The sequence below is a fragment of the Flavobacterium sp. KBS0721 genome, assembly GCF_002007065.3.
Taxonomy (GTDB): domain Bacteria; phylum Bacteroidota; class Bacteroidia; order Flavobacteriales; family Flavobacteriaceae; genus Flavobacterium; species Flavobacterium piscis.
Genome location: NZ_CP042170.1, coordinates 5,269,055 through 5,295,076, shown reverse-complemented (window position 1 = coordinate 5,295,076; position 26,022 = coordinate 5,269,055). Strand labels below are relative to the sequence as shown.

Sequence of the window (26,022 nt, the reverse complement as noted above, 5' to 3'; positions counted from 1 at the left end):
TGAAGAATTTCTATTTATTTTTCTTGTGAACTCGTTGTTTCAAAACATCCTGCCAGTCGATAAAAGGATAGATGTTATTTTTCTTCGCCTGATCATCAAAAGCAGCCTGAAGTTCTTTTAGTTTTTCAGGATTCTTTTTAGCCAGATCAACTCTTTCGTTAAAGTCAGTATTCAGGTTGTATAATTCCCAAACATCATTATCGTAGGTACTTGGTCCAGTACTTTTTGCCAAAGCGCCATTATCAACAATATCGATAAAATCAGGATGATGAGGTGCCGCAGCTTTCCAGCCGTCTTTGTACAAAGCTCTTGATCCAAAAATATAATAGTATTGAATTTTATGTCTTGAAGGCGCTTTTGCATCGGCATAAGAATAGGCTAATGAAGTTCCCTGAATAGAATCCTGAGCAATACCGCGGATTTCCTTTGGAGCTGTAATGCCAACTGTTTCCAGAGTGGTTGGCAAAATATCGATCACGTGACCGTATTGGTTACGAATTCCAGGAGTTTTGATTCCTTTTGGATAATAAACAATCAACGGATTACGCGTTCCTCCTTCAGAATGAGCATCTTGTTTCAGGTTTTTAAAAGGTGTATTCGCTGCCAAAGCCCATCCATAAGGATAATTTCCTTCGATAGCTTCCGGAGTTCCCAAAAGATCAATTTTAGCCAGGTTTTCTTTTACATCATCTTCTTTAGAACCATTCCCAAATAATTTTTTCAACAACGGCTGATCGATTGTTCCGGATCCTGTTCCTTCTTTACTAGCTCCATTATCACCCAAAACAACGTAGAAAACGGTATTGTCTAACTGATTTATTTCTTTCAGATGATTAACGATTCGGCTTACTTCATAATCCGTATATTCCAGATATCCGGCGTAGATTTCCATGAAACGAGCGTATAGTTTCTTTTCGTCGGGAGATAAAGTATTCCACGCTTTTACATAAGAATCACGCGTAGGCAATTTGGCATCAGCCGGAATTAAACCTAATTTCTTTTGATTGGCAATTACTTTATCGCGGTAAACATCCCAGCCTTCATCAAATTTACCTTTGTATTTATCACTCCATTCTTTGGCTACCTGATGCGGAGAATGTGTTGCTCCTGGCGCATAATATAAAAAGAAAGGTTTGTTTGGTGCTGCACTTTTCTGACGATCGATATAGGTAATGGCTTTATCTGTGATCAATTCACTTAAGTGTTTCCCTTTTAAATCAGCTGTAAATTGGTTTTTAGATTTATCATTTCCTGCATTATTCAGTCTTGTATTTCCGTTTAACCAGGTTTGATCTTCAACTAAATCCGGATTGTACTGATCTGTTTCTGATCCTAAGAATCCGTAGAAATGATCAAAACCTTTTCCGGTTGGCCATCTGTCAAACGGACCTGCATCTGTAGCATCTTCATCTGGAGTTACACCGTATTTACCTACTGCAAAAGTATTGTATCCGTTGTCGCGTAAAATCTCAGCAATCGTTCCTGCCGAAGACGGAATTCGACCATCATATCCCGGAAAACCTGCTGACATAGCAGTATGCGAAAACCCGCCTACGTGAACGGCGTGTGCATTACGACCTGTTAATAATCCGGCGCGGGTAGGTGCACAAATCGCTGTGGTGTGAAAGTTGGTATAACGCAAACCGTTATTGGCTAAACTCTCGAAAGTAGGTGTGTTGATCAAACCTCCAAAAGCACTTGTAGCGCCGTAACCCACATCATCTAATAAAATCCAGACTACGTTTGGCGCACCTTCAGGAGCTTTTACAGGATCTGGCCAATATTCTTTAGAATCGGCTAGTGTTTTGCCAATTACACCTTTGTAGTTGGGATCGGGTTTTATTTGCGCAAAACCTAATTGCGTCAGTATTAATGCAGTAATCAGCAGCCCTTTTTGTGGACTTTTGATTTTAGTATTCAATTTGAATTTTTTCATTAGATTAAATTTTTTAATTATTTAATGCGTAATCATTGTTTAACTATTTTATTTTATTCCAATCTTGCACACCTACTTTTACAGACCATTGCTGATGTAATTCAATCAGGTTTTGGAGTAGTTTCGGTTCTGATTTTGCTACGTTTTTTGTTTCGGTTCTGTCAGTAGCAAGATTGTACAATTCCCAGGGCTGATTGTTTTCGGCTACAGCCTTCCATTGTCCTTTTCGTATTGCTTTGCTGCCTTCATGTTCCCAAAACAAGGCTTCATGTGCATCGGATTGTTGTCCTTCAAATTCCTTTTTTAAACTAATTCCTTCTAAAGGTGTTAGCTTTTTTCCCTGAAAAGAATCCGGATATTGAAAACCCGCATACTCGAGAAAAGTTGGAAAAATATCAATCAAATGACTTATTCTGTTGCTTACTGTTCCCGCTTTAATATGCTTAGGATAATAAGCAATAAAAGGGGAAGCAATGCCACCTTCGTGAGTGTTCTTTTTGAATAATTGAAAAGGCGTGTTGCTCACATTTCCCCACGGACTTTCATAACTATCAATTGAGGCAACAGAACCTGGAGTTCCATTTTTTTGTGTAACATAATTCCAATTTTTTACATCATCAGCACTTCCACCATTATCCGAAAGAAAAAGGATAAGTGTGTTATCTTCTTCTCCCAACGACTTGACTTTCTGCAGGATTTCTCCAATTCCAGCATCCATTCGGTCGATCATGGCGGCGTATATTGCCATTCGCGTATCCCATTTGTCTTTTTCTTCGACGCTAAGTTTTTCCCAATCCGGTACTTTTTCAAAACGATTTGATAAGTCCCAATTTTTATCAATGATTCCTTGTTCTTTTAATTTTTTAAAACGACTTGCTCTCAATTTATCCCAGCCTTCGAGGTATTTGCCTTTGTATTTTGCAATATCTTCCGGCAATGCCTGAATGGGCCAATGTGGAGCATTATACGCCACATAAAGAAAAAAAGGCTGTTGCTTATTTCGTTGTTTTTCTAAAGAACTAATAGCAAAATTGGTAATTTCCTGAGTTAGATAAGTAGAAGTATCTGTGCGAATAATTTCTTTATCTCCTTTCATAAAAGTGACTTTTCTTCCGTCGTTATATAAAGGTTCTGAGTTAAAATAACTGCTTCCATTATTTTGTAAAGTAAAAGAATCATCAAACCCTCTATTAACTGCCCATGCTGATGGTTGCAGACCCACGTGCCATTTTCCGGAAACAATTGTGTTGTATCCTGCCTGTTTGAGTGCTTGCCCAATCGTGATACAATGCTCGTTTAAATATCCCTGATAGGCAGGAAATCCTTTGTCCTGAACCATGTCGCCAATTCCTGCTTGGTGTGGATACAAACCCGTGAGCAATGAAGCCCGGGAAGGACAACAACGTCCTGCATTGTAAAATTGCTTTATAATAAGCCCGTTTTTAGCGAGCTTATCTAAGTTTGGCGTTTTAATTTCTGAGCCAAAAGCACCAATATCTGAGAAGCCTAAATCATCTGCCAAAATGACGATGATATTAGGTTGCTTTTTCTGTGCCAATAGCTGAAATTGTGCAACAACCAATAGGGCAATAATGAACAGTTTTTTAATCATTTTATTTATTTGGATGAAAATCGGTTATTAGTATCCAGGATTCTGTGGCAAACCAACCGGATCAATACTTCTTTCGCTTTGTGGAATAGGGTAAAGGTTATTTCTTTCTGAAACAGAGTTTTTAGCTGTTACTTTTTTCACTTCTGTAACCAGAGTTCCCCAACGAACCAGATCGAACCAACGTTGCCCTTCCTGAACAAATTCTTTTTTGCGTTCTTCCTGGATTGCTGCTCTAAAAGTGGTTTGTGTTAATCCCGATAAATCTACAGCTGCGTCCGGCGTTGTAATTGGTTTTCCAAAAGCTCTTCTTCTTACCTGATTGATCAGTTCATAAGCTTCCGGTGTTGGTGTTCCCTGTTCGTTTATCGCTTCCGCTAAAGACAATAAGATATCAGCATATCGAATAATTGGGAAATTAATAGCCACGTTACCCGGAGTTGCCACATTGGTTAAATCCAAGTATTTTTTAAAGATGGGTTTAGGGAAAGTGTAAATATTTGCAGTTCCCGGAATTGGCAATGTCTTGGCATAACTTACATCTCTTCTTGTATCTCCAGGAGCATATATATCATAAAATAAAGCAACATCCGAGATAATATCTGCTGGTTCTGTAGCAGTAAAACCTATAAATGATGTCGATTGAAAAGTACTTCCGCTTGATCCGTTTCCTGCCTGATTTGGCTCGAACTGTACAGAGAAAATATGTTCTTTTCCATTCTTTTTTGTTTTAGTAAAAATATCCTGAAAACTTTCAAAAAGGGCATATCCGTAACCACCGTTGATGACTTCTCTGGCTTTTAAAATTGCATTTGGATAGTCTTTTCTTGTTAGATATACTTTGGCTAAAGTTGCTTTTGCAGCTCCTGATGTTGCGCGTCCTGCATCACTTGCGGGATAAGTTGCAGGTAAGGCTTCGGCGGCATTCAAATCTGAAATAATCTGAGTGTAAACAGCATCAACAGTTTCTCTTCTTGATTTTAAACTTTCTAATTGTATAGAAGTTGGTTCATGCAATTCGATTGGCACTCCTCCCCACAAACGAACTGCCTGAAAGTATAGTAATCCTCTAATGAATTTTGCTTCATTGATCAATCTTGTTTTAACGGTTTCGTTTCCTGCTACTTTAGGGATATTATCGATAGAAACATTCGCTCTATTTATTCCGTTATAGATTTGGCGCCAGGCAACCTGAACACGATCAGAAGTGGCATCATGGGTCAAACTGCTTAAAGCTCTTACCTGAGGGTTTGTTGCCGAAACTCCTGCTGAAGCGTAATCTGTAGCCATATCGGTTAAGAAATAAAGGTTTCTGCCAAATAAACTTTGTTCACCGGGATCCAGACTTAAAGAGGCATAAACAGCAGTTACACTTGCCACAGCATCATCCTGCGTTTTAAAATATTTATCTTCGGTAACAAAAGAGGTTGGTGTTACTTCTAAATCTGTGCACGATGCAAATAAACCGGCACTTAGTATGATTGTTATTAGTATCTTTTTCATTATGTATATTTTTTACTTAGAAAGTTATGTTCAGACCCGAAATAAATGTTTTATAGTTTGGATAAGAACCAAAATCAATTCCGGGATATAAGTTGTTTTGTTCATATGAACTTACCTCTGGATCATAACCAGTGTATTTTGTCCATGTAATTAAATTTTCAGCAGATACATAGAATTTAATGCTTTTGGCTCCTAATCTTTGAGAAGCGCTTTTAGGCAATGTATATCCTAAAGTGATTAATTTTAATCTTAAAAAAGAAGCATCTTCTACATAACGCTCAGAAACGATTCCAAGAGGAGAACTTGTTGCTCTCGGGATTTCATTGCTTGGGTTAGTTGGAGTCCATCTATCTTCCAGCGTAACATTAGCATTTGTTCCAAGAGTAGAAATCTCTAATTGCTGATTTAAGGCATTAAATATCTTTCCGCCATATGATCCCTGAAAAGAGAAATTAAGATCAAAATCTCGATATGAAACGGTATTACTAAAACTTCCAACAAATTTTGGCTGAGAACTTCCCAAGTTACCTTTGTCAAGTGCTGTAATTACGCCATCTCCGTTAGTATCAACATATCTTCTGTCTCCAACTTTTGTATTGGCTAAACTGTTTATTTTTGGCTGCGTATTAACTTCTTCCTGAGTCTGGAAAATTCCGTTGGTTTTATATCCCCAGAAAGTTCCCAGAGGTAATCCTACTTTTACCGTTACGGGTTGTTGCTGTAATAAAGATCCGTTTGGTACTACAGGAAAAAACTGATCTACTCCGTTTCCTATTGAAACTACTTTGTTTTTATTGGCAGAGAACACAACATTTGAGTTCCATGAGAAACTTTCTGTTTTTACATTTTCTGTTGTTAAACCAATTTCAATACCTTTATTTTCAACACCTCCAATATTCTGAAGCACTGTAGCATAACCTGAAGTAAGCGGAATAGGAACATTAATTAATAAGTCGTTTGTTTTCTTGTAATACACATCAAATACAAAATTGATTTTTCTATCTAATAGTGATAAGTCTAAACCAACATTATATTGATTCGTTTTTTCCCATTTCAAATCCGGATTTGCCAATCGGGTAGGGGCTAAACCTGTTTGTAATGTTCCTCCAAAGGAATAGTTTACAGAACCCATTTGAGCAAGAGAAAGGTAATTACCAATTTCCTGGTTTCCTGTTGTTCCTGCTGTAATTCTAAGTTTGGCTTCGGTTACACCTTTAATATTTTTAGCAAAATCTTCGTCGGTAATATTCCATGAAAATCCTGCGGAAGGAAAATAACCCCAAAGAGATTCTGATCCAAATCTTGATGAACCATCGGCACGTGCAGATAAAGTAAAATTGTACTTTCCTTTGTATGAATAATTTATTCTGGTTAGCCATGATTTTAATACACTTTCGAATGCATCACTATAGGGTTTTACTGCAACACCATCTTGCAGAGCGTTATACGTATTAGCATCATTTACAAATGTATTAGATCCTGCATTTACTACTTCACCTTGAGTGTATTGAAGTGTATATCCTCCTAAGGCCGAGAATTTATGGTTTTCGCCAAAAGTGGTATTGTAATTCAACGTGTTTTCATTCAATACAGAACTTACTAAACGATCTCCAACAGAAGCCAATCCCTTTGTTCCTGCTCCGGCAGTAGTGGTAGACGAAGCATAATAGTTTTGTTTTGTATCAATAACATCACCACTCACCGCTACTTTTGCAGTAAGTTTTTTAGTTATTTTATATTCACCAAATAAGCTGGTCAAAATTCTGTTTATTTTAGTTTCGTTGGTTGTACTGACTAAGTCGTTGATAGGGTTTGGTATAATACCATTTACAGCAGTTGCATAGGGATTATTGGTTAAGTTATAACTTCCGTCAGCATTTTTAATAGGTACTACAGGAGGTTGATACAAAGCCACCACTAACGGGTTTGGCGATCTTCCGGCAGTAGCACCGCCATTAGTACCAACACCATTAGAAATCGAATTACTGTAGTTAGCATTTACGCCAAATTTAAATTTATCAGAATAATTTCTTTCGTAATTGACACGAAGTGAAATCCTTTTAAAATCGGATGCAATTACAATTCCGTCTTGCTGAAAATATCCTGCTGAAATTGCGTATCTTGAACGCTCATCTCCACCAGAGAAAGATAACTGATGATTTTGTACAGGTGCTGCAGTTCTAAAAAGAGCATCTTGCCAGTCATAACTTCCCGATGTTTTAAACGCTTCTATCTGAGCTGGTGTAAAAGAAGGAGCCTGACCAATACTGGCCTGAACATCGTTACGCAAGCTTGCCCATTGGCTGGCATTCATTAAGTTGAGTTTTTTTGATACATTTTGGAATCCAAAATAACCTTGGTAAGAAATATTATCCTGTCCTTTTGTTCCCTTTTTCGTAGTAATAATAACGACACCATTAGCGCCACGCGATCCGTAAATAGCAGTTGCTGAAGCATCTTTTAATACTTCAATAGATTCAATATCGGCCGGATTTATAGTCGAGAGCACATTGACTGTTGCACCGGCATTCGTAACACCCGCTGTACTATTATTGTTATCATTATAAATTAATATTCCGTCTACAACATACAGAGGTTCATTACCGGCCGTAATCGAGTTTCCTCCTCTAATACGTACGCTTGATGAAGCTCCCGGGCGCCCCGAACTTTGTGTAACTACCACTCCCGGAATTGCTCCTCGTAGTAAGTTATCTGCAGATGAGGTGACTTGGGATAAATTAGCTTTGGGAACAGAAGCTACAGAACCTGTAATGTCTTTTCTCTTTTGAGAACCATAGCCAACAACTACCAGTTCATCCAATTCCTGGCGTTCTTCTTTTAAATGAATTGTAATTGGATTTTTATCTACGATTATTTCAGCCTTTTTATAACCAATGTAGCTTATGATTAAGGTATAAGGAAATTTTTGACCGGTTTGAAAATAAAATTTTCCTTCAGCATCTGTCTGAACACCGTGTGTTGTTCCTTTAATAACAACCGAAGCTCCGATAATTGGCTGATTTGTAACATCATCTACCACAGTTCCGTCGAGCTTCGATTGTATAAGTGGTGTTGTATTTTGGGCATTAATTCCTGCGGTGACAAGCAGGAGAAATAGTAATGAGTTTATTTTTAAAAAATTTTTCATTTCTTTGTACTGGTTTTAAGTAATTAACAAGAGGCCTTGAAAGTTGATTTTTCAACTCTCTACAGGTATTCTTGGTTTAGTGATAAATGTTCTTTAAGCCTTGCCATTTCTGTTGCCGCAGAAATGGCTTTTTTTATTTACAGCAACAATTTTGCATCTTTTTCATCTTTGTTTTTTAGTTATTAGTTATTCTTTTTAATTTATAGGTACAGTTTCAATAATCCTTTTGATACCAAATAACGGATCAAACAGATTTTTGTAATTTCAATAAGGTGATTTTTTGGTGTATTTTAAATTTCGTCTTTATAAATCGATTCGGTGAAAAAGAGATCTCGAATGTAAACGAAAAAAAGGCTAAGAATTAGCAACAGAAGCACATATAACAGACTGTGTTATAAGTATATTTTTTAGGAAAAATGTTATACGCTATGCTTTTGGTTGTTTTCAAAATATAATTCTTTATGGTTTCAAATAATTTTATACTCTACTAATCCTATAGACAAAGTTAATTTTAATATAATAAAATCCAAAAATTTGTTCATTTTTTTTTTAGTGTAAAGCAAAATAAATCATCTATAATCAAAAATAAATAGATTATAATACTGTAAATCAATATGTTGAGTTTGTGTGGTTGGCTATAGCAAATGTTAAAAAGCACCATAGAAAAGAGGAAAAATGTAGTATTTTACACTTTTTTTTTACACTTTTAAAAACTTAAAATCTTCAAAAACAATGTAAAAACGTCTGATACAGTCTAATTTACAATTACATATCTAATTTTTTAATTAATAAGATACCCTGAAATTCTAATTTTTTTCTAATAAAAAAGATAACAATTTGTAGGTGAAAAATAACGGATTGTTAAGTAATAAAAAAGCATTCTTTTATAATTTATTTTTATAAATAATTAATTGTTAGTTATTTACTATAAATATTTTCTTATTTTTATTGTATGGAATAGTGCTTGAAAAATGAAAACTGATATTTTCATTTGTAGGATTAAAATATTATAGAAGAATAAAAAAGAATATTATTATAAATAGATTGAAATTATTGAAAAGATATTTTAGTCTCGAAAGTTCTCTTATTAACAAGAATAGTAATTTTTTTAATTAAGTCATTGTTAATTAGGTGGTTGTGTTTTATTTGTTTTCAAAAATAAGACTGTCTTTAAAATGATATATATCATGTTTTCTAATAATCTATCGATCTAACTTTGCTTTGTAATTGAGGAAGTAAGTACTCATTATGAAATTAAAACTAGATATTTTAATATTTCTGTATGGATAATCTATCTCAATCTCACAAAATTTTATTTTTAAATACGCTGGCTTTTTCAGTGTGTTTTGCTTGTTGGACATTAAATGGAGTTTTGGTTACTTATCTCGTAGATAAAGGAATTTTTAACTGGACAGTTGTCGAAACAGGCTGGTTATTAGGTATTCCTATTTTATCTGGTTCTATTTTCAGACTTCCAATTGGTATTTTAACAGATAAATATGGTGGTAAGATTATATTTTCGGTATTGTTATTATTGTGCTCAATTCCACTGTTTCTTCTTCCATTTGCTGCTTCTTTCTGGAGTTTTGCGGTTTTAAGTTTTTTCTTTGGGTTGGTAGGAACAAGCTTTGCTGTCGGGATTGGCTATACTTCTATTTGGTATCCTAAAAACTGGCAGGGTAGGGCTTTAGGTATTTTTGGAATGGGAAATGCAGGTGCCGCAATTACTACTTTTATTGCGCCAACCCTATTAAATAAATTCTCAGAGACAGATCCTGTTAATGGGTGGAAAATGCTTCCTGTTATTTACGCTTCTGTATTGGTTCTTATAGGCTTGCTTTTTATTGTTTTTGCTAAAAATAAAGTCAATTCAGGAGTGTCAAAAACAATGAAAGAGTTAATGTCTCCTCTTAAAAATATAAGGGTTTGGAGATTTGGAGCTTATTATTTTTTAGTCTTTGGATGTTTTGTGGCCTACTCGCAATGGCTAGTGCCAAACTTTATGAATGTTTATCATACTACATTGGTAATGGGCGGAATGTTTGCCACAATGTTTAGCTTACCATCCGGAATTGTGAGAGCTTTTGGAGGATACTTATCAGATAAGTTTGGAGCAAGAAAAGTAATGTATTGGGTTTTAGGTTCATCAATAATAATTAGTTTTTTACTGATGTTTCCTAAAATGGAAATCTTTACGGCAGGACCCGGAGTTTTGGCTACTAATAATGGTGTAGTTACAGAAGTTGCAGCAGATGCAATAGTTGTTAATGGTAAAGTGCATAAAATCAATCAAAAAGAAACTTCAGCAAATCACGAAACCGCCATTTTTCCTGTAAAAAATTCCTGGCAGGAAATTGTAGTAAAACAAAATCAGGAAGTAAAGAAGAAAGAACTATTAGCTCAGGGTATTACGCAGATCAAATTTAGTGCAAATCTTTGGGTGTATGTGATATTGGTAATCCTTATTGGTATATCGTGGGGAATTGGTAAAGCAGCTGTTTACAAACATATACCGGAATATTTTCCTAATGAAGTAGGTGTCGTAGGAGGAATGGTTGGTTTGATAGGCGGTTTGGGAGGATTCGTTGGCCCTATCATCTTTGGTTACTTACTTAATTATACTGGACTCTGGACCAGCTCTTGGATATTTATTTTCGTCATTTCTGTCCTTTGTTTGCTTTGGATGCATCGAACCATTATAAATGTACTCCGAACAAAATCTCCAAATTTTACCAGACACATAGAAGACAATCATTAAAACAACTAATAATTAATAAATACGCAAATATGAAAACTTGGTTAGACAAATGGGACCCCGAAGATGATGCATTTTGGAGTTCTACCGGAAGTAAAATTGCCTGGAAAACTTTGACAATAACAACATTAACATTAATATTATCATTTGCCTCGTGGTTTATGATGAGCGTTATAGCTGTTAAATTACCGGGATTAGGGTTTCGTTTTACTAAAGATCAACTTTTTTGGTTAACAGCAATTCCTGGTTTATCTGCAGGTTTTCTTCGAATTATACATACGTTTATATTACCCATTTTTGGTACCCGACATGTAGTTTCTTTTGCTACAGCAATTAAATTAATTCCGGTAATAGGTATTGGGTTTGCGGTAATGGATGTAAATACGCCGTTTTGGATATTTGCACTTTTGGCTTTTACAACAGGTTTTGGCGGAGGAGATTTCTCATCCTATATGCCAAGTACAAGTTTATTCTTTCCTAAAAGACTTAAAGGTACTGCACTAGGCATACAAGCCGGAATTGGAAATTTTGGTGTTTCTGTAGCGCAATTTGTTACACCGCTTGTTATAAGTGTCAGTATTTTTGGTGCCGCATCTGTATTTACAAGTATTGATCATAAAGAAGCAATAATTGTGTTTCAGAATGCCAGCATTCAAAAACAAAAAGAGGTTTTTGCTGCTCTGGATCCTGAAGTGCAAACTAGAATATTGACAAACGTAAAGAAAACTGTTATTGACTCAGTAAGTGCATCAATACATTCAGATGACAAAGTAGTTTTGTTTACTTCACTGCCGGTGAAAGCCAAAGCTAAGGCAATTGCAAATGCAAACCCAAAGATGGCTGAAAAAATATTAAATGATATTAGTCCTGAAAATACAGCTGTTAAAAACACAGAAATATATTTACAGTCAGCTGCATTTTGGTATGTTCCTTTCTTAATCCTATTATCATTTATAAGCTGGTTTTATTTAAGAAGTATTCCAATGAAAGCTTCTATTAAAGAACAAATGGATATTTTCTCTAATAAACATACTTGGTATTGTACCATTACTTATGTAATGACTTTTGGAACATTTGCGGGTTTATCTGCAGCCTTCCCTTTGATGATAAAGTTTTTATATGGAGATTTCCCTAACGCACCGGATCCTTTAGTATATGCATTCTACGGTCCTCTTATTGGTTCTGCAAGCAGAATTGCTTTTGGTTTTGTTGCTGATAAAGTTGGAGGGGCTATTCTTACTACTATTACTGGTTTAGGAATTTTAGCAGGTTCTGTAATTTTGGTTACTCAGGGATTAGTAGCGCCAACCAGTATGGATCAGTTTCCAATGTTTGTCGCGGTAATTCTGGGAATGTTCTTCTTTACAGGAATTGGAAATGCGGGTACTTTTAGACAATACCCAATTATTTTTGCTGAAAACCAACGTCAGGCAGCAGGAGTTATCGGATGGACAGCAGCGATTGCAGCATTTGGACCATTTATCTTTTCTAAATTAATAGGAAACAACCTTTCTGCCAATGGTACTGTAAATCAATTCTTTATTGGTGTTGCTATTTTCACTATATTAGCTACAGGTATCAATTGGTGGTTCTATAATCGTAAAGGTTGTGAGAAACCAAGTTAGGAAGTAATCATTAAATAAAATTAAGGATGAAAAATAAAACATTTAATACCAAAGCTTTACTTGTTGCAACTCTCGTATCAGCATTAACTATAGTGCTCGTTTTTTACGGATCAAGACAATTGCAAAATTTTGATGCTGCTCTTGTAACTTATCTATTCGGAACCGTATTCGCTTTCTTCGGGATAGTTTATCGTTACTCTGTTTGGTTGCAGCGTCCGCCAACCTGGATGTACTTCAAACGCAGTATTAAATTTCTTTTTACAGGGAAAATATTTGAACACATGTGGTTTTTAGGCAAAGAAACTGTAGAAAATATAGTAGTTCAAAAATTCATTTATCCCAGAAGTAAATACCGTTGGGCAGCACATTTTTGTATCGCATTAGGATGTTTATCGGCCTTTGCGATAACAATCCCTCTTACGTTTGGATGGATTCACTTTACATTGGCAGAAAATTCAATATCTGTTTATGAGGCTCATTTTTTTGGATTTAAAATGATGGATTTTCAAATTGGATCTGTAATGGCATTTTTGATTTTTCATGCTCTAAATTGGTCTTCATGGTTAGTAATATTTGGATCTGTTTATTATTTGAGAAGAAGATTAACAAATCCCGGTTTAATAGCAACCCAAACTTTTGAAGGAGATTTATTGCCTCTGATTTTATTGATTGCAATATCGGTTACAGGATTGTGTCTTACTTATTCTTATCAGTTTATGAAAGGATTCGCATATGATTTCTTAGCTGTAATTCACGCCGTAACGGTAATTATGTTTTTGATATGGATTCCTTTTGGAAAATTCTTTCATATTATTCAGCGTCCGGCTCAGATTGGGGCTCATATTTATAAGAAAGAAGGAATGAAAAAAGGAATGGCTGTTTGCCCTCATACAGGAGAAGCATTTGCTACCAAACTTCATATCGATGATTTGAAAATTGTTACCAAACAATTAGGTTTTGACTTTACACATGAAGATGGTACATCACACCTTGATTTAAGTCCTGAAGGAAAAAGATCGCGTTTGGCAAAAGCACACCTAAAAGCAAGATTAGATAGTGGCGGAAGCTTATTTGGATAAAAAAAGAGTTTCAGGTTTCAGGTTTAGTTTTTTTGTTTCAGGTTTCAAGTTTTAGGTTACTATAGCTTGTCTATAAACCAAAGTCTGCACAAAGTGTGAACTTGAAACCTGAAACAAAAAAACTTGAAACAAAAAATAAACCTGAAACAAAATAAAACAAAATAAAGACATGGCAAAATTACCTGTATCAACCGAAAAAATTATTGAAGATTTTGGGCCGCATTTAAATTATGCACCAAAAGATGGTTACGTAGGTAGAGACGAACCGGACGAAGTAGTAAAAACGCACTGTTGTTTTTGCGGAATGCAGTGTGGGATTCAATTATTGGTCAAAGAAAATAAAGTAGTAGGTTTCGAGCCATGGATGGAATTTCCTTTTAATGAAGGGCGTTTATGTCCAAAAGGAGTTCAGCGTTACCTGCAAAATAACCATCCGGACCGTCTTTTACATCCTTTAAAAAGAGTAGAAGGAAAAGGTTTTGAAAAAACAACATGGGATGAAGCCATGGATAAAACCGTATCTGAAATTAAAAGAATTCAGGAAAAATATGGTAAACATGCCTTTGGAATGTTATCAGGAGTATCGCTAACCAATGAAAAAAGTTATTTGGTTGGGAAATTTGCCCGAGTAGCATTAAAAACCAGAAATCTGGATTATAACGGAAGACTTTGTATGGTAAGTGCAGGAGCCGGAAATAAAAAAGCTTTTGGTTTAGATCGTGCTTCGAACAACTATTCAGATTTAGAACATGCCGAAGTAATTATCGTTGCCGGAGCAAATATTAGTGAAACTTTTCCAACACTAACACATTGGATCTGGAAAGCCAGAGATCGCGGAGCAAAATTAATTGTGATCGATCCGAGAATGATTCCGCTAGCCAGAACGGCAGATATTCATTTAGATGTAAAACCCGGAACAGATTCTGCTTTATACGGTGCGATGTTAAAATATTTGGTTGATTACGATATGCTGGATCACGATTTTATAGACAATTATACATCTGGATTTCAGGAAACAATCGATGCAGTAAAAGATTATACTTTAGAATGGGCAGAAGAAATTACCGGAATTGATAAAGATAAAATTAAGGCTGCAGCCGAATTATGGGGCAAAGCGAAGACAAGTTTCTTACTTCACGCACGTGGCATAGAACATCACTCAAAAGGAGTTGATAATGTATTGGGCTGTATCAATTTAGTTTTGGCAACCGGAAGAATTGGCCGACCTTATTGTGGTTACGGAACCATTACCGGACAAGGAAACGGACAGGGAGGAAGGGAACACGGTCACAAATGTGATCAATTGCCTGGAAATAGAGATATCGAAAATCCGGAACACAGAAAGTATATTTCTGAAGTTTGGGGAATCGACGAAAAAGACATGCCCGGTAAAGGATTAACCGCTTACGAAATTATTGAAGCCATTCACAGAGATGAAATCAAAGGACTAATTTCGATTTGTTTTAATCCGTTAGTGTCGCTTCCCAACAATAATTATGTGAGATCGGCTCTTGAAAAATTAGAGTTTTATGTCTGTATTGATTTCTTTTTGAATGAAACTGCCCGTCATGCAGATATTGTTCTGGCAGGTTCTTTACAGGAAGAAGAAGAAGGAACCACAACTTCGGCAGAAGGACGTGTTATCCGTATTCGACAAGCTGTAACACCTCCGGGAGATGCAAGAACGGATACTTCAATATTATTAGAAATTGCCGAACGTTTGGGTGAAAAAGATAAATTTACTTACGATAATAGCGAAGCCATTTTTAATGAATTAAGAGTCGCTTCAAAAGGAGGAACAGCAGATTATTTTGGAATTACTTATAAAAAAGTAGAAGATAATATGGGTGTTTTCTGGCCATGTCCGTCATTAGATCATCCTGGAACTCCCAGATTATGGGAAGACAAAAAGTTTAAGACTCCTGACGGAAAAGCACATTTTAATCCCGCACCCTATAGAGAACCGGGCGAAATCACAAACGATGAATATCCAATAACACTGACAACAGGACGAGTTGTTTCTCAATATTTGAGCGGTACACAAACCCGTCGAATTGGCAAATTGGTAGATCAGTTTCCTGAACCAATGTTAGAAATTCACCCTGAATTGGCTGCAAAATATAATATAAAACAACGCGAACTAGTTCGTGTGGCTACTCGAAGAGGAGAAGGAATTTTTCCGGCAAATATTGTAGAAACCATTCGGAAAGATACTGTTTTTATACCGTATCATTGGCCTGGAGCCAAATCAGCAAATCAGCTTACAACTGGAATTTTAGATCCAATTTCTAAAATTCCAGAATTTAAAGTATGCGCCTGCTTACTAGATCCGTTAGGACAAGTAGCTCCCTCATCAAATGAATCTGAAGCTTATGCAAGTGTTTAACCTATAAAAAAATGACGCGATGAATTTAACTAATTTCAATAAAAACGAAGAGTTTTTTGTAGATCTGCAACGTTGCATTGGTTGCAAAGCCTGTGAAATGGCTTGTGCAGAATGCGAAACTAATGGGCAGGAGTCATTGATAAGTGTAAATTATGTAGAACGTTCTTCAACAATTCAGACAACCGTGCAGGTTTGTATGCATTGTGAAGACCCGGTTTGCGCCAATGTTTGTCCTGCAGATGCTATTTCTCAGGATGAATTTGGAGTTGTTCATACTGCAAACACAGAAAGATGTATTGGCTGTTCAAATTGTGTAATGGCCTGTCCGTTTGGAGTTCCTAAAAAAATGGAAGATTACGATTTGATGATGAAATGTACGATGTGTTACGATAGAACAAGTGTAGGTAAAAAACCAATGTGTGCAACTGTTTGCCCTAGTGGTGCTTTGTTTTACGGGACAAGGGCAGAAATCGAAGAAATGAGACCCAACAGTTCGCCTATCAACACATTTATTTTTGGTAAAGAAACAGTCAATACAAAAGTGAACATTATGATGCCAAAAGGAAGTAAAGAATTAAGAATATATTAAATCTGTATCCATGTCAAAAGAAGATAATTTAAATGAAAACTGGAAAAAAGATTTCCCAATAAAAAAACTGGAATCCACTCAGGTAAGCCGTCGAGATTTTGCCAAGTTCCTGACTTTTGTTTCCGGAGGATTAATGGTAGGAAGCGGATTCGTTGCCGCCAAAGCGTATTTGCTGCCAAAAGAAGGTGTTCAGGGAGAACATTTTATTTGTAATAAAGAAGAAATTCCTGTAGGAGGAACAAGAGGATTCGTAATCGAAGGAAGTACAATTCCGTACATATTGATTCATTTAGAAAGTGGCGATTTCAGGGCTTATGAGCAAAAATGTACGCACCTTTCCTGTTCTGTATTTTACAAACCCGGAACCGGAATCATTCATTGTCCATGTCACGAAGGTTCATTTGATGCCATGACAGGAGATGTAATTGCCGGGCCGCCGCCAAGAGCGTTACCGCAATTAGAAGTGTTTTTTAAAGACGATGCCGTTTATGTAAAAGCAATGGTAGAAAAGAAAGACATTTATTTATAATCCTAAATTCAATAAGCTATGAGTACTTTTAGAAGAAGTCAGAATCGGGCAAATCCAAATAAACTTAATACTATACTTTCGACGCTCATTGTTGTTTTAATTTTAAATGTGAGTATTCAAATTTGGTTACTTTATGCTTCGCTGAATAATGCATTAGATAATAATAAAGAAATACTGTTACCTGCTTTTATAGCTTCCGCAATCTTATTTTTTATAGGATTTGCATGGATGTATTATTTGCCATCGGGAAATTTTAAAAGAAAAATAACGAAATAAATTTATTAACAAAGCAACAAGCTATTTATCGTTTTTTCTGGAAGTATATGAAGAATTAAGCTTAAATTTATATTCTTTTTAAAATTTTAGTTTACTAATGATTAAAACTAAGTAAAAATACTTATATTTGTAATAAGTATTTTTTGCTTATATATAAAATAGCAACCATGATTCAAGTCGAAGAAGCCTTATCTATTATTGCAGAGAATAGCACTACTATGCCAGTTCAAAAAATCCAGGTGAGTAAATCACTAGGATATATTCTGGCCGAAACAGTGTATTCTCCAATTGCAATGCCGCCGTTTCGTCAATCTGCAATGGATGGTTATGCATTTATTCATAGCGAAAAACATCAATATGACATAGTAGGTATTGTGCAGGCCGGAGATCATTCCAAAATAAAACTGAAAGAAAATGAAGCAGTAAGGATTTTTACGGGTGCACATGTACCTGATAATGCCGATACTGTAATCATGCAGGAGCACGTAATGGCTACCGAGAATTCAATTTTAATTACCAGAATGCCAGAACAATACGCTAATGTTCGCCATAAAGGAGAGCAAATTGGCGAAGAAGAAGTTGTTTTTAAGGCAAATACTTTAATTACGCCTGCGGCAATTGGTTTTTTAGCCTGCTTAGGAATCACGGAAGTTGAGGTATATAAAAAACCTAAAGTTGCGATTTTAGTAACCGGAAACGAATTGGTAAAACCCGGTAAGAAATTATCTAAAGGAAAAATTTACGAAAGTAATTCGGTGATGTTGCAAGCTGCGCTTCAGACAATTGGAGTAAAGAAAACCAAGATTTATAAAGTAAAAGATAATCTCAAAGCGACTAAAAAAGCACTAAAAGAAATTTTAAAGAAACATGACATCGTTTTAATTTCAGGCGGAATTTCTGTTGGAGATTACGATTTTGTAAAAGAAGCTTTGTTAGAAAACGGGGTAAAGGAACTTTTTTATAAAATCAACCAGAAACCCGGAAAGCCAATGTTTTTTGGATCTAAAAATGATACTTTAGTTTTTGCTTTGCCCGGAAACCCGGCTTCCTCATTAACCAATTTTTACATTTATGTATATCCTGCAATCAAAAACAGAATGGGATTTAAAGACATTCATCTAAAGAAAATGCTTCGAAAATTAAATGATAACATTACTAATACAACCGGAAAAACATTATTTTTAAAAGCGTTGTATGATGAAACTCATGTTACCGTTTTAGACGGTCAAAGTTCAGCAATGCTAAATACCTTTGCAATTGCCAATAGTTTATTAGTTGTTCCTAATGAGGTGGAAAGTTTAGAAAAGGGACAATTAGTGACTCTTTTGCCAATAGATTAGTTTTTAGAATAGAATAAAGAGAATAGAATAAAGAGAATAGAATAAAGAGAATAGATTAAAGAGAATAGATTAAAGAGAATAGATTAAAGGAATATTTAGTGAAAAGTTTGAAATGCAGTATGTAAATTTAAACATATAGCATAAACCTGAAACAAAACTTGAAACTTGAAACAAAAAAACAAAACAAAAAACCGAAACAAAAATTATGAGCCTTCTTAGTTCCGAAAATATTGTATTATTCAGCTTTGCTTTAATCGTGATTGCTTTCTTGTATTCTAGTGTTGGGCATGGCGGCGCATCGGGTTATTTGGCTTTGATGACCATTTTTGCTTTTCCGGTTGCTATTATGAAACCTTCGGCATTGCTGTTGAACTTATTTGTATCAAGTATTTCGTTTTTCTTTTATTACAGAATGAAATATTTCAAGCCAAAGCTGTTTTATCCGTTTGCGATTGCCTCAGTTCCAGCGGCATTTATTGGAGGTTTTGTCACTTTGGATAATACGATTTATAAAATTATTTTGGGTATTGTATTGGTTTTTGCTGCATTCAGATTGTTTGGATTATTTAGTTTTAAAGAAAAAGAAGCAGTTGAGATTAAATTGCCTTTTGCATTGGCAATAGGATTTATAATAGGTTTATTGTCCGGAATGTTAGGAATTGGCGGTGGAATTATCCTGAGTCCAATTTTATTATTTTTAGGTTGGGCAACCGTAAAAGAGTCTGCAGCAATATCAAGTTTATTCATTTTTGTGAATTCATTTGCAGGAATGTTAGGATTTTTTTTAGGAGGAAAAACGATTCCAACCGAGAGTTTTTATCTGGTTCCAATTGCAGTTATTGGAGGAGTTTTAGGCGGATTTTACGGTAGTGGATATTTCTCTAATAAAACATTGAAATTTGTTTTAGGAACCGTGATTTTAATGGCAAGTATAAAATTGATTTTTCCATAATGAAAATAAGTAACAATGTTAAAACCTGAAATTTGAAACAAAAAATTAACCGCGAAGTACGCAATGTTCTTTTGCCTAAGTAATTTATTTTTAAACTCAGTAGAAAATAAAATCTTGGCGCTCTTTGCGGTAAAATTTTTCTCATTTAACCTGAAACAAAATTAGTCATGGAAGCTTTAACAGTATTTATTCTTTGTGGAGGAAAAAGTTCCCGAATGCAAGCTGAGAAAGGATTAGTCCTGTTTCAGAATAAACCATTTATTGAGCATATTATTAAAGCAGTTTTACCCATTACATCGACTATAAAATTAATAACGAATAATAAAGAATACGATTATTTATCGTACCAAAAAATATCCGACATCATAACTGATAAAGGACCTTTGGGAGGAATTTACACAGCGTTGACCAATTCTGAAACAGAATTCAATTTGATTCTGAGTTGTGATATTCCTTTAATTTCGACCGAATTATTATCAGAATTAATTTCGAAACACAATCAGGAAGCTGAAATCACCGTTTTTGCTTCGGAAAGCAGAATGCATCCCTTAATTGGAATTTATTCTAAAAAAGTATTACCCATTATCAAAAGCGCAATTGATAATGACGATTTAAAAATGATGAATTTAATAGCGAAAATTCCGCATCAAATCATCACGATCGAAGAAAGTGAAAACTTTCATTTGACTAATATTAATTCTGTTGACGAATTAAACGACCTGAATATCAATTTAAGTTAAAAGCTATGCGAAATTTAAAAACACCAAAATTAACAATTGTAGGCGCAGGTCCTGGCGATGTCGAATTAATTACGTTAAAAGCCATAAAAGCTTTAGAAAAAGCTGATGTTGTTTTATACGATGCGCTTGTCAATGAAGAATTATTGCAATATGCAACAAAGGCAGAAATTGTTTTTGTGGGCAAAAGATTGGGTTGTCACGCTTATACGCAGGATCAGATTAACGAATTGATTGTTTCAATGGCAAATCGTTATGGTCATGTCGTACGTTTGAAAGGCGGTGATCCGTTTATTTTTGGAAGAGGAAGTGAAGAAATAGAATATGCAGAACAATTTGGGTTAGCAACCAGTATTGTTCCTGGAATTTCATCTGCTTTAGGAGTTCCGGCATCGGTAGGAATAAGTTTGACACAACGTCAGATTGCCGAAAGTTTTTGGGTAATTACGGGAACAACTTCCAATCATGAATTGTCTAAAGATGTTCATTTAGCATCAAAATCGAATGCGACGGTGGTTATTTTGATGGGAATGCATAAATTAGAGGAAATCATTTCGATCTATCAGCAAAATAGACAGGATGATTTACCGATAGCAATTATTCAAAACGGAACTAAAAATACCGAACAAAAAGTAGTAGGAACGATAAGTTCAATTAGTAAATTAGTAGCTGAAAATAAAATTTCGTCACCGGCAATTATTGTAATTGGCGAAGTAGTAAAAAACACTTCAAGGCTGACGTCTTATTTTCAGGAACATTTTGAAGATGAATTTATTTTTCAGAATTTAAATTTAAAATAATGATTGAGATTAAATATTTTGGTGCTGTAGCAGAAAAGACTAAATGTAGTTTCGAAAAGATAGCAACTTCTGAATTGTCATTGCAGGATTTATTACAGGATTTAGAGGCGAAATATCGATTTGATTCGATTTCTTTTAGTGTGGCAGTGAACCAGAAAATTGTACCAAAAGCAACAGATTATAAGTTACAAACAAGTGACATTGTTGCCTTATTACCGCCTTTTGCAGGAGGATAAATTGAGTTTGTATGAATACAACAGCACGTTATAACCGACAAATAATCCTTCCTGAAATAGGAGAGGCCGGTCAGGATAAATTATCTAAAGCTAAAGTTCTGGTTATTGGAGCAGGAGGTTTGGGAGCTTCGATATTGCCTTATTTAGCTGCGGCCGGTGTTGGAGAAATAGGAATTGTTGATGATGATGTTATCGAAATTTCGAATTTGCATCGCCAAGTCATTTACAAAAGTTCGGCTGTTGGAAAATATAAAGCAAAAGAAGCTAAAGCGATGATTGCTGAATTGAATCCGCTTGTAAAAGTGAATGCAATTACGGAGAAATTGTCAGGAAAAAATGCCATTTCCTTATTCGGTAATTATGATATTATTGTTGATGCAACAGATAATATTGCTATTAAATATCTGATAAATGATGCGTGTTTAATTACAAATAAGCCAATGGTATACGGATCTGTTTTTAGATTTCAAGGCCAGGTTTCGGTCTTTAATTATCAAAATGGACCTACTTACAGATGTTTGTATCCGGATGAAAATACACAATCAGCCAATTGTGAAGATGCCGGAGTAATTGGAATTACAGTTGGGATTATCGGACAGCTTCAGGCCAACGAAGTCATCAAAATGATTTTGGAAATTGGAAATGTCTTAAGTGGTAAAATAGTAGTGTATAGTATTTTGAATAACGAACAGCAAAAATATGATTTTGATAAAAGTGATGTTCAATTGATGACCAAAGAGATTTTTGATAAAAAATATAGTAAAGAAGAATATCAGGTTGAAGAAGTAAAATTTGAATCGGTTTTAGATGAAATTAATATTCGTGAGGTTTTATTTCTAGATGTTAGAAATAGTGATGAATTACCAAAAATCAGTTTAATAAATCAAATCCGGATTCCTTTAATGAATTTGGAAAATGAAATGGAAAAACTCGATAAAAACCAAACCATTTACGTTTTTTGCCAATCCGGAATTAGAAGTAAAGTTGCAGCAGAATTGCTTCAGAAACATCAATTTAAAAATGTAAAAAGTGTTCTTGGAGGAGCTTTGGTAATGAAACAATTATTAGAAGAAATAAAAATATAGCCACAGATTAAAGGATTAAATTGATTGTTAAAATTAGTGAAATTCGTGGAAGAAGAAAAAAGCAATTCAATCCTTTAATCTGTGGCAGAAAAAAAACATAAACAATGAGTAAAAATGTATTTGTAGAAGGGCCAATTGCTCCTGAATTTATCGCAGAATCAATCGCTAAGCATCAGTCAAAACATACGATTGGTGCGCATAATATTTTTTTAGGACAAGTTCGTGCCGATGTTATTCACGATAATACGGTTGTTGCAATCGATTATTCCGCTTATACGGATATGGCCAATGAAGCGCTGCATGCTATTCGCGAAAAAGCTTTTGCCAAATTCGATTTGACCTGCATGCACATTTACCATAGTTTAGGCGTGGTAAAAGCAGGCGAAATTTGTTTGTTTGTATTTGTTTCGGCAACACGACGCAAACAAGTTTATGAAGCGACAGAAGCCATTGTAAACTGGATAAAAACCGATGTGCCCATTTTTGGAAAAGAAATGTTTGAAAACGATACATTCACCTGGAAACAAAATACTAATGGTTGATATTACGCATAAAATAAGCACTTTAAGAGCTGCTACAGCTACAGCAATTGTAAAAGTAAGTAAACAGGAAACAATTGATGCTGTGGTAAATAACCTGGTGCCAAAAGGAAATGTGTTTGAAATGGCGAAAACCGCCGGATTATTTGCAGTAAAAAACACGCATTTATCGATTCCGGATTGTCATCCCATTCCAATTGAATTTACTTCGGTAGATTATAAAATTGAAGGTTTAACGATTGAAATTATTTTTAATGTAAAAACCGTTTACAAAACAGGAGTAGAGGTTGAAGCCATGCACGGAGCATCGATAGTGGCCCTGACGATGTATGATATGCTGAAACCGATTGATAAGGAAATCGAAATTTCGACTATTAAATTAATTCATAAAGAAGGTGGGAAATCATCTTTCAAAAATAAATTTTCAAGTGTAATTAAGGCAGCAGTTTTTGTTTGTTCTGATTCTATTTTTGCGGGTGATAAAGAAGATCGCTCTGGAAAAATTATTGTAGAAAAACTAAATGCCTTCGGAGTAGAAACAGCACATTATGAAATTATTCCTGATGAATTGGATATTATTCAGGAAAAAACAATGGCTTTCGCCAAAGAGCACCAACTGGTCATTTTTACAGGAGGAACAGGATTATCTCCAAGAGATGTTACTCCCGAAGCTTTGTCTCCATTACTGGAAAGCAGAATTCCGGGAATTGAAGAAGCCATTCGTGATTATGGTCAGCAAAGAATGCCATATGCAATGTTATCCAGAACAGTTGCAGGAACATTAGGAAAAAGTTTGGTTTTGGCTTTGCCGGGATCAACAAACGGTGCGAGAGAATCTATGGATGCCATTTTTCCGCACGTACTGCATGTTTTTCATATCTTAAAAGGAAAAAATCATGACACCCTCTAAAACCATTTTAACGGATGATTTTGGGCGAAAACACAATTATTTGCGTATTTCGCTGTTAGAGAAATGCAATTTGCGTTGTACGTATTGCATGCCTGCTGACGGAATCGAATTATCTCCAAAAGCCAGTTTAATGACGGCCGATGAGATTTTTTCGATTGCCCAAACTTTCGTGGAAAATGGTGTTGATAAAATTAGATTAACAGGAGGAGAACCGCTTCTGCGAAAAGATTTTCCGGAAATTGCTTCAAAATTAGCCGCTCTTGGCGTTGCTCTTTCGATTACTACAAATGGTATTTTAATCGATCGTCATATTGATACTTTAAAGCTTTATGGAATCACTAAAATCAATTTGAGTTTAGATACGCTAATTGCTTCTAAATTTCATTCTATAACACTTAGAAATCAGTTTGAGAAAGTTGTTGATAATTTGCATTTGCTTTTGAATAATGATTTTAAAGTAAAAGTAAATGTAGTTTTGATGAAAGGTTTTAACGAAAATGAAATTGTAGATTTTGTCAAATTAACCCAATATTTGCCTTTATCAGTTCGATTTATTGAATTTATGCCTTTTGCCGGTAACGAGTGGGACAGAAGTAAAATGATTTCCCAAAACGAAATTTTATCAGAACTGGAGAAAAATTTCCCTTCAAAAGAAATTGAGAAACTAGAAGACGAAAAAAACTTTACGGCGAGAACTTATAGAATAAAAGATTTTCAGGGTGATTTCGGAATCATAAGTTCTATAACAAATCCGTTTTGTGACGGCTGCAACAGAATTCGCCTTACAGCAAACGGAAAAATCAAGAATTGTCTCTTCTCAAATGCTGAAACCGATTTGCTAACGCCTTTAAGAAATGGTGAATCGATCACGAATTTGATTTCTGAATCTATAAAAAATAAAAAGAAAGTTCGAGCCGGAATGGTTACGCTGGAAGAAATGGATGATCCCACGCTTCACTTTGATAATCGTAGTATGATTGCGATTGGGGGATAGTTCTTTTAGAGTTTACGAAATATTGTCATTTGTCGTGCCTCGAAATGATAAACTAGAAGAATAAATCTTTACCAAATAAAAAAGGTCTAACTTTTTCAAGTCAAACCTTCTTTTAATATTATTTCTTCTTTTTAGCTTTCTCTTTTTTCTTAGATTTCGCTTTCTTTTTAGCTATTTTTTTAGCTTTCGCTTTATCCTTAGCTTTTTTAGCCTTTTCTTTTTTCTTAGCGGCAGCTTTTTGTTTTGCTTTTTTAGCCTTTTCTTTCTTTTTGTCTTTTTTAGCCTGATCTTTTTTCTTCGCTAATTTCTTTTTTTCTTTTTCCTTGTCTTGGTCTTTCACTTTTTTCTTCTTTTTATCTGTTGATTTATCTTTTTTACTTTCTCCTTTTGTTTTTTCAACCACGTCATCAGCCTTGCTTTCTGATGAGTCTTTTTTTACTGGTTCTTTGATGCTTACTTTAGGAGTTGTTATTTCTTCTGTTTTTTCAATAGCAGCTGGAGTAATTTTTCTTGCCGGAGCTCTACGGGCTGCCGGTTTCGGCGAAGTTGTTGCTGCAGTTTTTGTTGTAGCTTTCGGCGTTGTAGTAGTTGGCGTAGCAGGTTTTGCAGCAGTTGTCGGCGTTGCTTTGCGAACTGGGGTTTTTGTAGCCGGCGTAGTTACCGTTTTTTTATTTTCTGTAACAGGCTGAGAATTTTCAGGTGTTGAATCAATTTTTTCTGGGGTAATTTTTTCGTTTTCGTTTTCCATATTGATGCGGTTTTAGATAAGTAATTGCTACAATGTAACTAAATTGTTAATTAACAGTTAAGTAAAGATAAACATAAAACAAGTCCGCCAATGTTAAGTTTTTACTTAAAAATTAACTATAAAGGGCTTATTTTTAATAGATTGAGTTTTTGGTAAAAAATAAAGACTAAAATCTCTTAACAATTCTACTTGAGAAATAATGTAAATTACTTTATAATATGAAAGAATGATAAATGATAGTTTCAA

General features: G+C 35.0%; 21 protein-coding genes. 16 read left to right on the top strand and 5 right to left on the bottom strand.

Features of this window, described 5'->3' with window-relative positions; all coding sequences use genetic code 11:
* Positions 1–10 precede the first annotated feature (10 nt).
* From B0M43_RS22035 to B0M43_RS22020, 4 genes are read right to left on the bottom strand one after another with little or no spacing between them, the layout of a single operon-like run.
* Positions 11–1,936 carry an arylsulfatase gene (locus B0M43_RS22035; protein ID WP_078005407.1) on the bottom strand — a complete coding sequence of 642 codons (1,926 nt, stop codon included), beginning with the start codon at positions 1,934–1,936 and terminating at the stop codon, positions 11–13.
* A 43-nt stretch (positions 1,937–1,979) separates the two neighbouring features.
* Positions 1,980–3,548, bottom strand: coding sequence for an arylsulfatase (locus B0M43_RS22030; protein ID WP_078005406.1), 1,569 nt, complete (start codon positions 3,546–3,548; stop codon positions 1,980–1,982).
* Positions 3,549–3,575: 27 nt separating this feature from the next.
* Positions 3,576–5,048 carry a RagB/SusD family nutrient uptake outer membrane protein gene (locus tag B0M43_RS22025; protein WP_078005405.1) on the bottom strand — a complete coding sequence of 491 codons (1,473 nt, stop codon included), beginning with the start codon at positions 5,046–5,048 and terminating at the stop codon, positions 3,576–3,578.
* Between the two features lie 16 nt (positions 5,049–5,064).
* Positions 5,065–8,196, bottom strand: coding sequence for a TonB-dependent receptor (locus B0M43_RS22020; RefSeq protein WP_078005404.1), 3,132 nt, complete (start codon positions 8,194–8,196; stop codon positions 5,065–5,067).
* A gap of 1,282 nt (positions 8,197–9,478) precedes the next feature.
* On the opposite strand from B0M43_RS22020, the gene B0M43_RS22015 reads away from it, so the two are divergent.
* From B0M43_RS22015 to moaA, 16 genes are all read left to right on the top strand, one after another.
* Positions 9,479–10,954, top strand: coding sequence for a nitrate/nitrite transporter (locus tag B0M43_RS22015; protein ID WP_078005403.1), 1,476 nt, complete (start codon positions 9,479–9,481; stop codon positions 10,952–10,954).
* A gap of 29 nt (positions 10,955–10,983) precedes the next feature.
* Positions 10,984–12,576: a magnesium transporter MgtE N-terminal domain-containing protein gene (locus B0M43_RS22010; RefSeq protein WP_065450441.1), complete on the top strand. Its 1,593-nt coding sequence runs from the start codon at positions 10,984–10,986 to the stop codon at positions 12,574–12,576.
* Positions 12,577–12,602: 26 nt separating this feature from the next.
* Entirely contained in the window at positions 12,603–13,655 is a 1,053-nt protein-coding gene (locus tag B0M43_RS24540) for an MFS transporter (RefSeq protein ID WP_078005402.1), read from the top strand.
* A 169-nt stretch (positions 13,656–13,824) separates the two neighbouring features.
* Positions 13,825–16,041 carry a molybdopterin oxidoreductase family protein gene (locus B0M43_RS22000; protein WP_065450439.1) on the top strand — a complete coding sequence of 739 codons (2,217 nt, stop codon included), beginning with the start codon at positions 13,825–13,827 and terminating at the stop codon, positions 16,039–16,041.
* Between the two features lie 19 nt (positions 16,042–16,060).
* Positions 16,061–16,630 carry a 4Fe-4S dicluster domain-containing protein gene (locus B0M43_RS21995; protein WP_065450438.1) on the top strand — a complete coding sequence of 190 codons (570 nt, stop codon included), beginning with the start codon at positions 16,061–16,063 and terminating at the stop codon, positions 16,628–16,630.
* Between the two features lie 10 nt (positions 16,631–16,640).
* On the top strand, positions 16,641–17,159 hold the full coding sequence (locus B0M43_RS21990) for a ubiquinol-cytochrome c reductase iron-sulfur subunit (protein ID WP_065450437.1): 519 nt from the start codon (positions 16,641–16,643) through the stop codon (positions 17,157–17,159).
* An 18-nt stretch (positions 17,160–17,177) separates the two neighbouring features.
* Entirely contained in the window at positions 17,178–17,435 is a 258-nt protein-coding gene (locus B0M43_RS21985) for a DUF6755 family protein (protein ID WP_065450436.1), read from the top strand.
* 167 nt (positions 17,436–17,602) lie between these two features.
* Positions 17,603–18,775, top strand: a complete 1,173-nt coding sequence (gene glp, locus B0M43_RS21980) for a gephyrin-like molybdotransferase Glp (protein WP_078005401.1) — start codon at positions 17,603–17,605, stop codon at positions 18,773–18,775.
* Positions 18,776–18,980: 205 nt separating this feature from the next.
* Entirely contained in the window at positions 18,981–19,727 is a 747-nt protein-coding gene (locus B0M43_RS21975; RefSeq protein WP_078005400.1) for a sulfite exporter TauE/SafE family protein, read from the top strand.
* A gap of 167 nt (positions 19,728–19,894) precedes the next feature.
* Positions 19,895–20,467 (top strand): molybdenum cofactor guanylyltransferase, encoded by a 573-nt coding sequence (locus B0M43_RS21970; protein ID WP_078005399.1) that lies wholly within the window; start codon positions 19,895–19,897, stop codon positions 20,465–20,467.
* 5 nt (positions 20,468–20,472) lie between these two features.
* On the top strand, positions 20,473–21,264 hold the full coding sequence (gene cobA, locus B0M43_RS21965; protein WP_065450432.1) for a uroporphyrinogen-III C-methyltransferase: 792 nt from the start codon (positions 20,473–20,475) through the stop codon (positions 21,262–21,264).
* Positions 21,264–21,500: a MoaD/ThiS family protein gene (locus tag B0M43_RS21960; RefSeq protein WP_078005398.1), complete on the top strand. Its 237-nt coding sequence runs from the start codon at positions 21,264–21,266 to the stop codon at positions 21,498–21,500. The genes cobA and B0M43_RS21960 overlap by 1 nt, the downstream gene beginning before the upstream one ends.
* 11 nt (positions 21,501–21,511) lie before the next feature.
* Entirely contained in the window at positions 21,512–22,585 is a 1,074-nt protein-coding gene (gene moeB, locus B0M43_RS21955; protein ID WP_078005397.1) for a HesA/MoeB/ThiF family protein, read from the top strand.
* A gap of 104 nt (positions 22,586–22,689) precedes the next feature.
* On the top strand, positions 22,690–23,127 hold the full coding sequence (locus tag B0M43_RS21950) for a molybdenum cofactor biosynthesis protein MoaE (protein WP_072972525.1): 438 nt from the start codon (positions 22,690–22,692) through the stop codon (positions 23,125–23,127).
* Entirely contained in the window at positions 23,120–24,034 is a 915-nt protein-coding gene (moaCB, locus tag B0M43_RS21945; RefSeq protein WP_078005396.1) for a bifunctional molybdenum cofactor biosynthesis protein MoaC/MoaB, read from the top strand. The genes B0M43_RS21950 and moaCB overlap by 8 nt, the downstream gene beginning before the upstream one ends.
* Positions 24,021–25,028 (top strand): GTP 3',8-cyclase MoaA, encoded by a 1,008-nt coding sequence (gene moaA / locus B0M43_RS21940; RefSeq protein ID WP_078005395.1) that lies wholly within the window; start codon positions 24,021–24,023, stop codon positions 25,026–25,028. Before moaCB ends, moaA begins: the two co-directional genes overlap by 14 nt.
* 118 nt (positions 25,029–25,146) lie before the next feature.
* Here the strand turns inward: moaA and B0M43_RS21935 are convergent, their stop codons facing one another.
* The gene (locus tag B0M43_RS21935) at positions 25,147–25,776 is read right to left on the bottom strand and encodes a hypothetical protein (protein WP_078005394.1); all 630 of its coding nucleotides are present in this window, start codon (positions 25,774–25,776) and stop codon (positions 25,147–25,149) included.
* Between the last annotated feature and the right edge of the window lie 246 nt (positions 25,777–26,022).

Excerpts from the sequence above, each read along its gene's own strand:
- glp (WP_078005401.1), top strand. The coding sequence starts at position 17,603 with ATGATTCAAGTCGAAGAAGCCTTATCTATTATTGCAGAGAATAGCACT.
- B0M43_RS21995 (WP_065450438.1), top strand. The coding sequence starts at position 16,061 with ATGAATTTAACTAATTTCAATAAAAACGAAGAGTTTTTTGTAGATCTG.
- B0M43_RS24540 (WP_078005402.1), top strand. The coding sequence starts at position 12,603 with ATGAAAAATAAAACATTTAATACCAAAGCTTTACTTGTTGCAACTCTC.
- B0M43_RS21935 (WP_078005394.1), bottom strand. The coding sequence starts at position 25,776 with ATGGAAAACGAAAACGAAAAAATTACCCCAGAAAAAATTGATTCAACA.
- B0M43_RS22015 (WP_078005403.1), top strand. The coding sequence starts at position 9,479 with ATGGATAATCTATCTCAATCTCACAAAATTTTATTTTTAAATACGCTG.
- B0M43_RS22030 (WP_078005406.1), bottom strand. The coding sequence starts at position 3,548 with ATGATTAAAAAACTGTTCATTATTGCCCTATTGGTTGTTGCACAATTT.
- B0M43_RS22010 (WP_065450441.1), top strand. The coding sequence starts at position 10,984 with ATGAAAACTTGGTTAGACAAATGGGACCCCGAAGATGATGCATTTTGG.
- B0M43_RS21990 (WP_065450437.1), top strand. The coding sequence starts at position 16,641 with ATGTCAAAAGAAGATAATTTAAATGAAAACTGGAAAAAAGATTTCCCA.
- B0M43_RS21950 (WP_072972525.1), top strand. The coding sequence starts at position 22,690 with ATGAGTAAAAATGTATTTGTAGAAGGGCCAATTGCTCCTGAATTTATC.
- moeB (WP_078005397.1), top strand. The coding sequence starts at position 21,512 with ATGAATACAACAGCACGTTATAACCGACAAATAATCCTTCCTGAAATA.
- B0M43_RS21970 (WP_078005399.1), top strand. The coding sequence starts at position 19,895 with ATGGAAGCTTTAACAGTATTTATTCTTTGTGGAGGAAAAAGTTCCCGA.
- moaA (WP_078005395.1), top strand. The coding sequence starts at position 24,021 with ATGACACCCTCTAAAACCATTTTAACGGATGATTTTGGGCGAAAACAC.
- B0M43_RS22020 (WP_078005404.1), bottom strand. The coding sequence starts at position 8,196 with ATGAAAAATTTTTTAAAAATAAACTCATTACTATTTCTCCTGCTTGTC.
- B0M43_RS22035 (WP_078005407.1), bottom strand. The coding sequence starts at position 1,936 with ATGAAAAAATTCAAATTGAATACTAAAATCAAAAGTCCACAAAAAGGG.
- cobA (WP_065450432.1), top strand. The coding sequence starts at position 20,473 with ATGCGAAATTTAAAAACACCAAAATTAACAATTGTAGGCGCAGGTCCT.
- B0M43_RS21985 (WP_065450436.1), top strand. The coding sequence starts at position 17,178 with ATGAGTACTTTTAGAAGAAGTCAGAATCGGGCAAATCCAAATAAACTT.
- B0M43_RS21975 (WP_078005400.1), top strand. The coding sequence starts at position 18,981 with ATGAGCCTTCTTAGTTCCGAAAATATTGTATTATTCAGCTTTGCTTTA.
- B0M43_RS22000 (WP_065450439.1), top strand. The coding sequence starts at position 13,825 with ATGGCAAAATTACCTGTATCAACCGAAAAAATTATTGAAGATTTTGGG.
- moaCB (WP_078005396.1), top strand. The coding sequence starts at position 23,120 with ATGGTTGATATTACGCATAAAATAAGCACTTTAAGAGCTGCTACAGCT.
- B0M43_RS21960 (WP_078005398.1), top strand. The coding sequence starts at position 21,264 with ATGATTGAGATTAAATATTTTGGTGCTGTAGCAGAAAAGACTAAATGT.
- B0M43_RS22025 (WP_078005405.1), bottom strand. The coding sequence starts at position 5,048 with ATGAAAAAGATACTAATAACAATCATACTAAGTGCCGGTTTATTTGCA.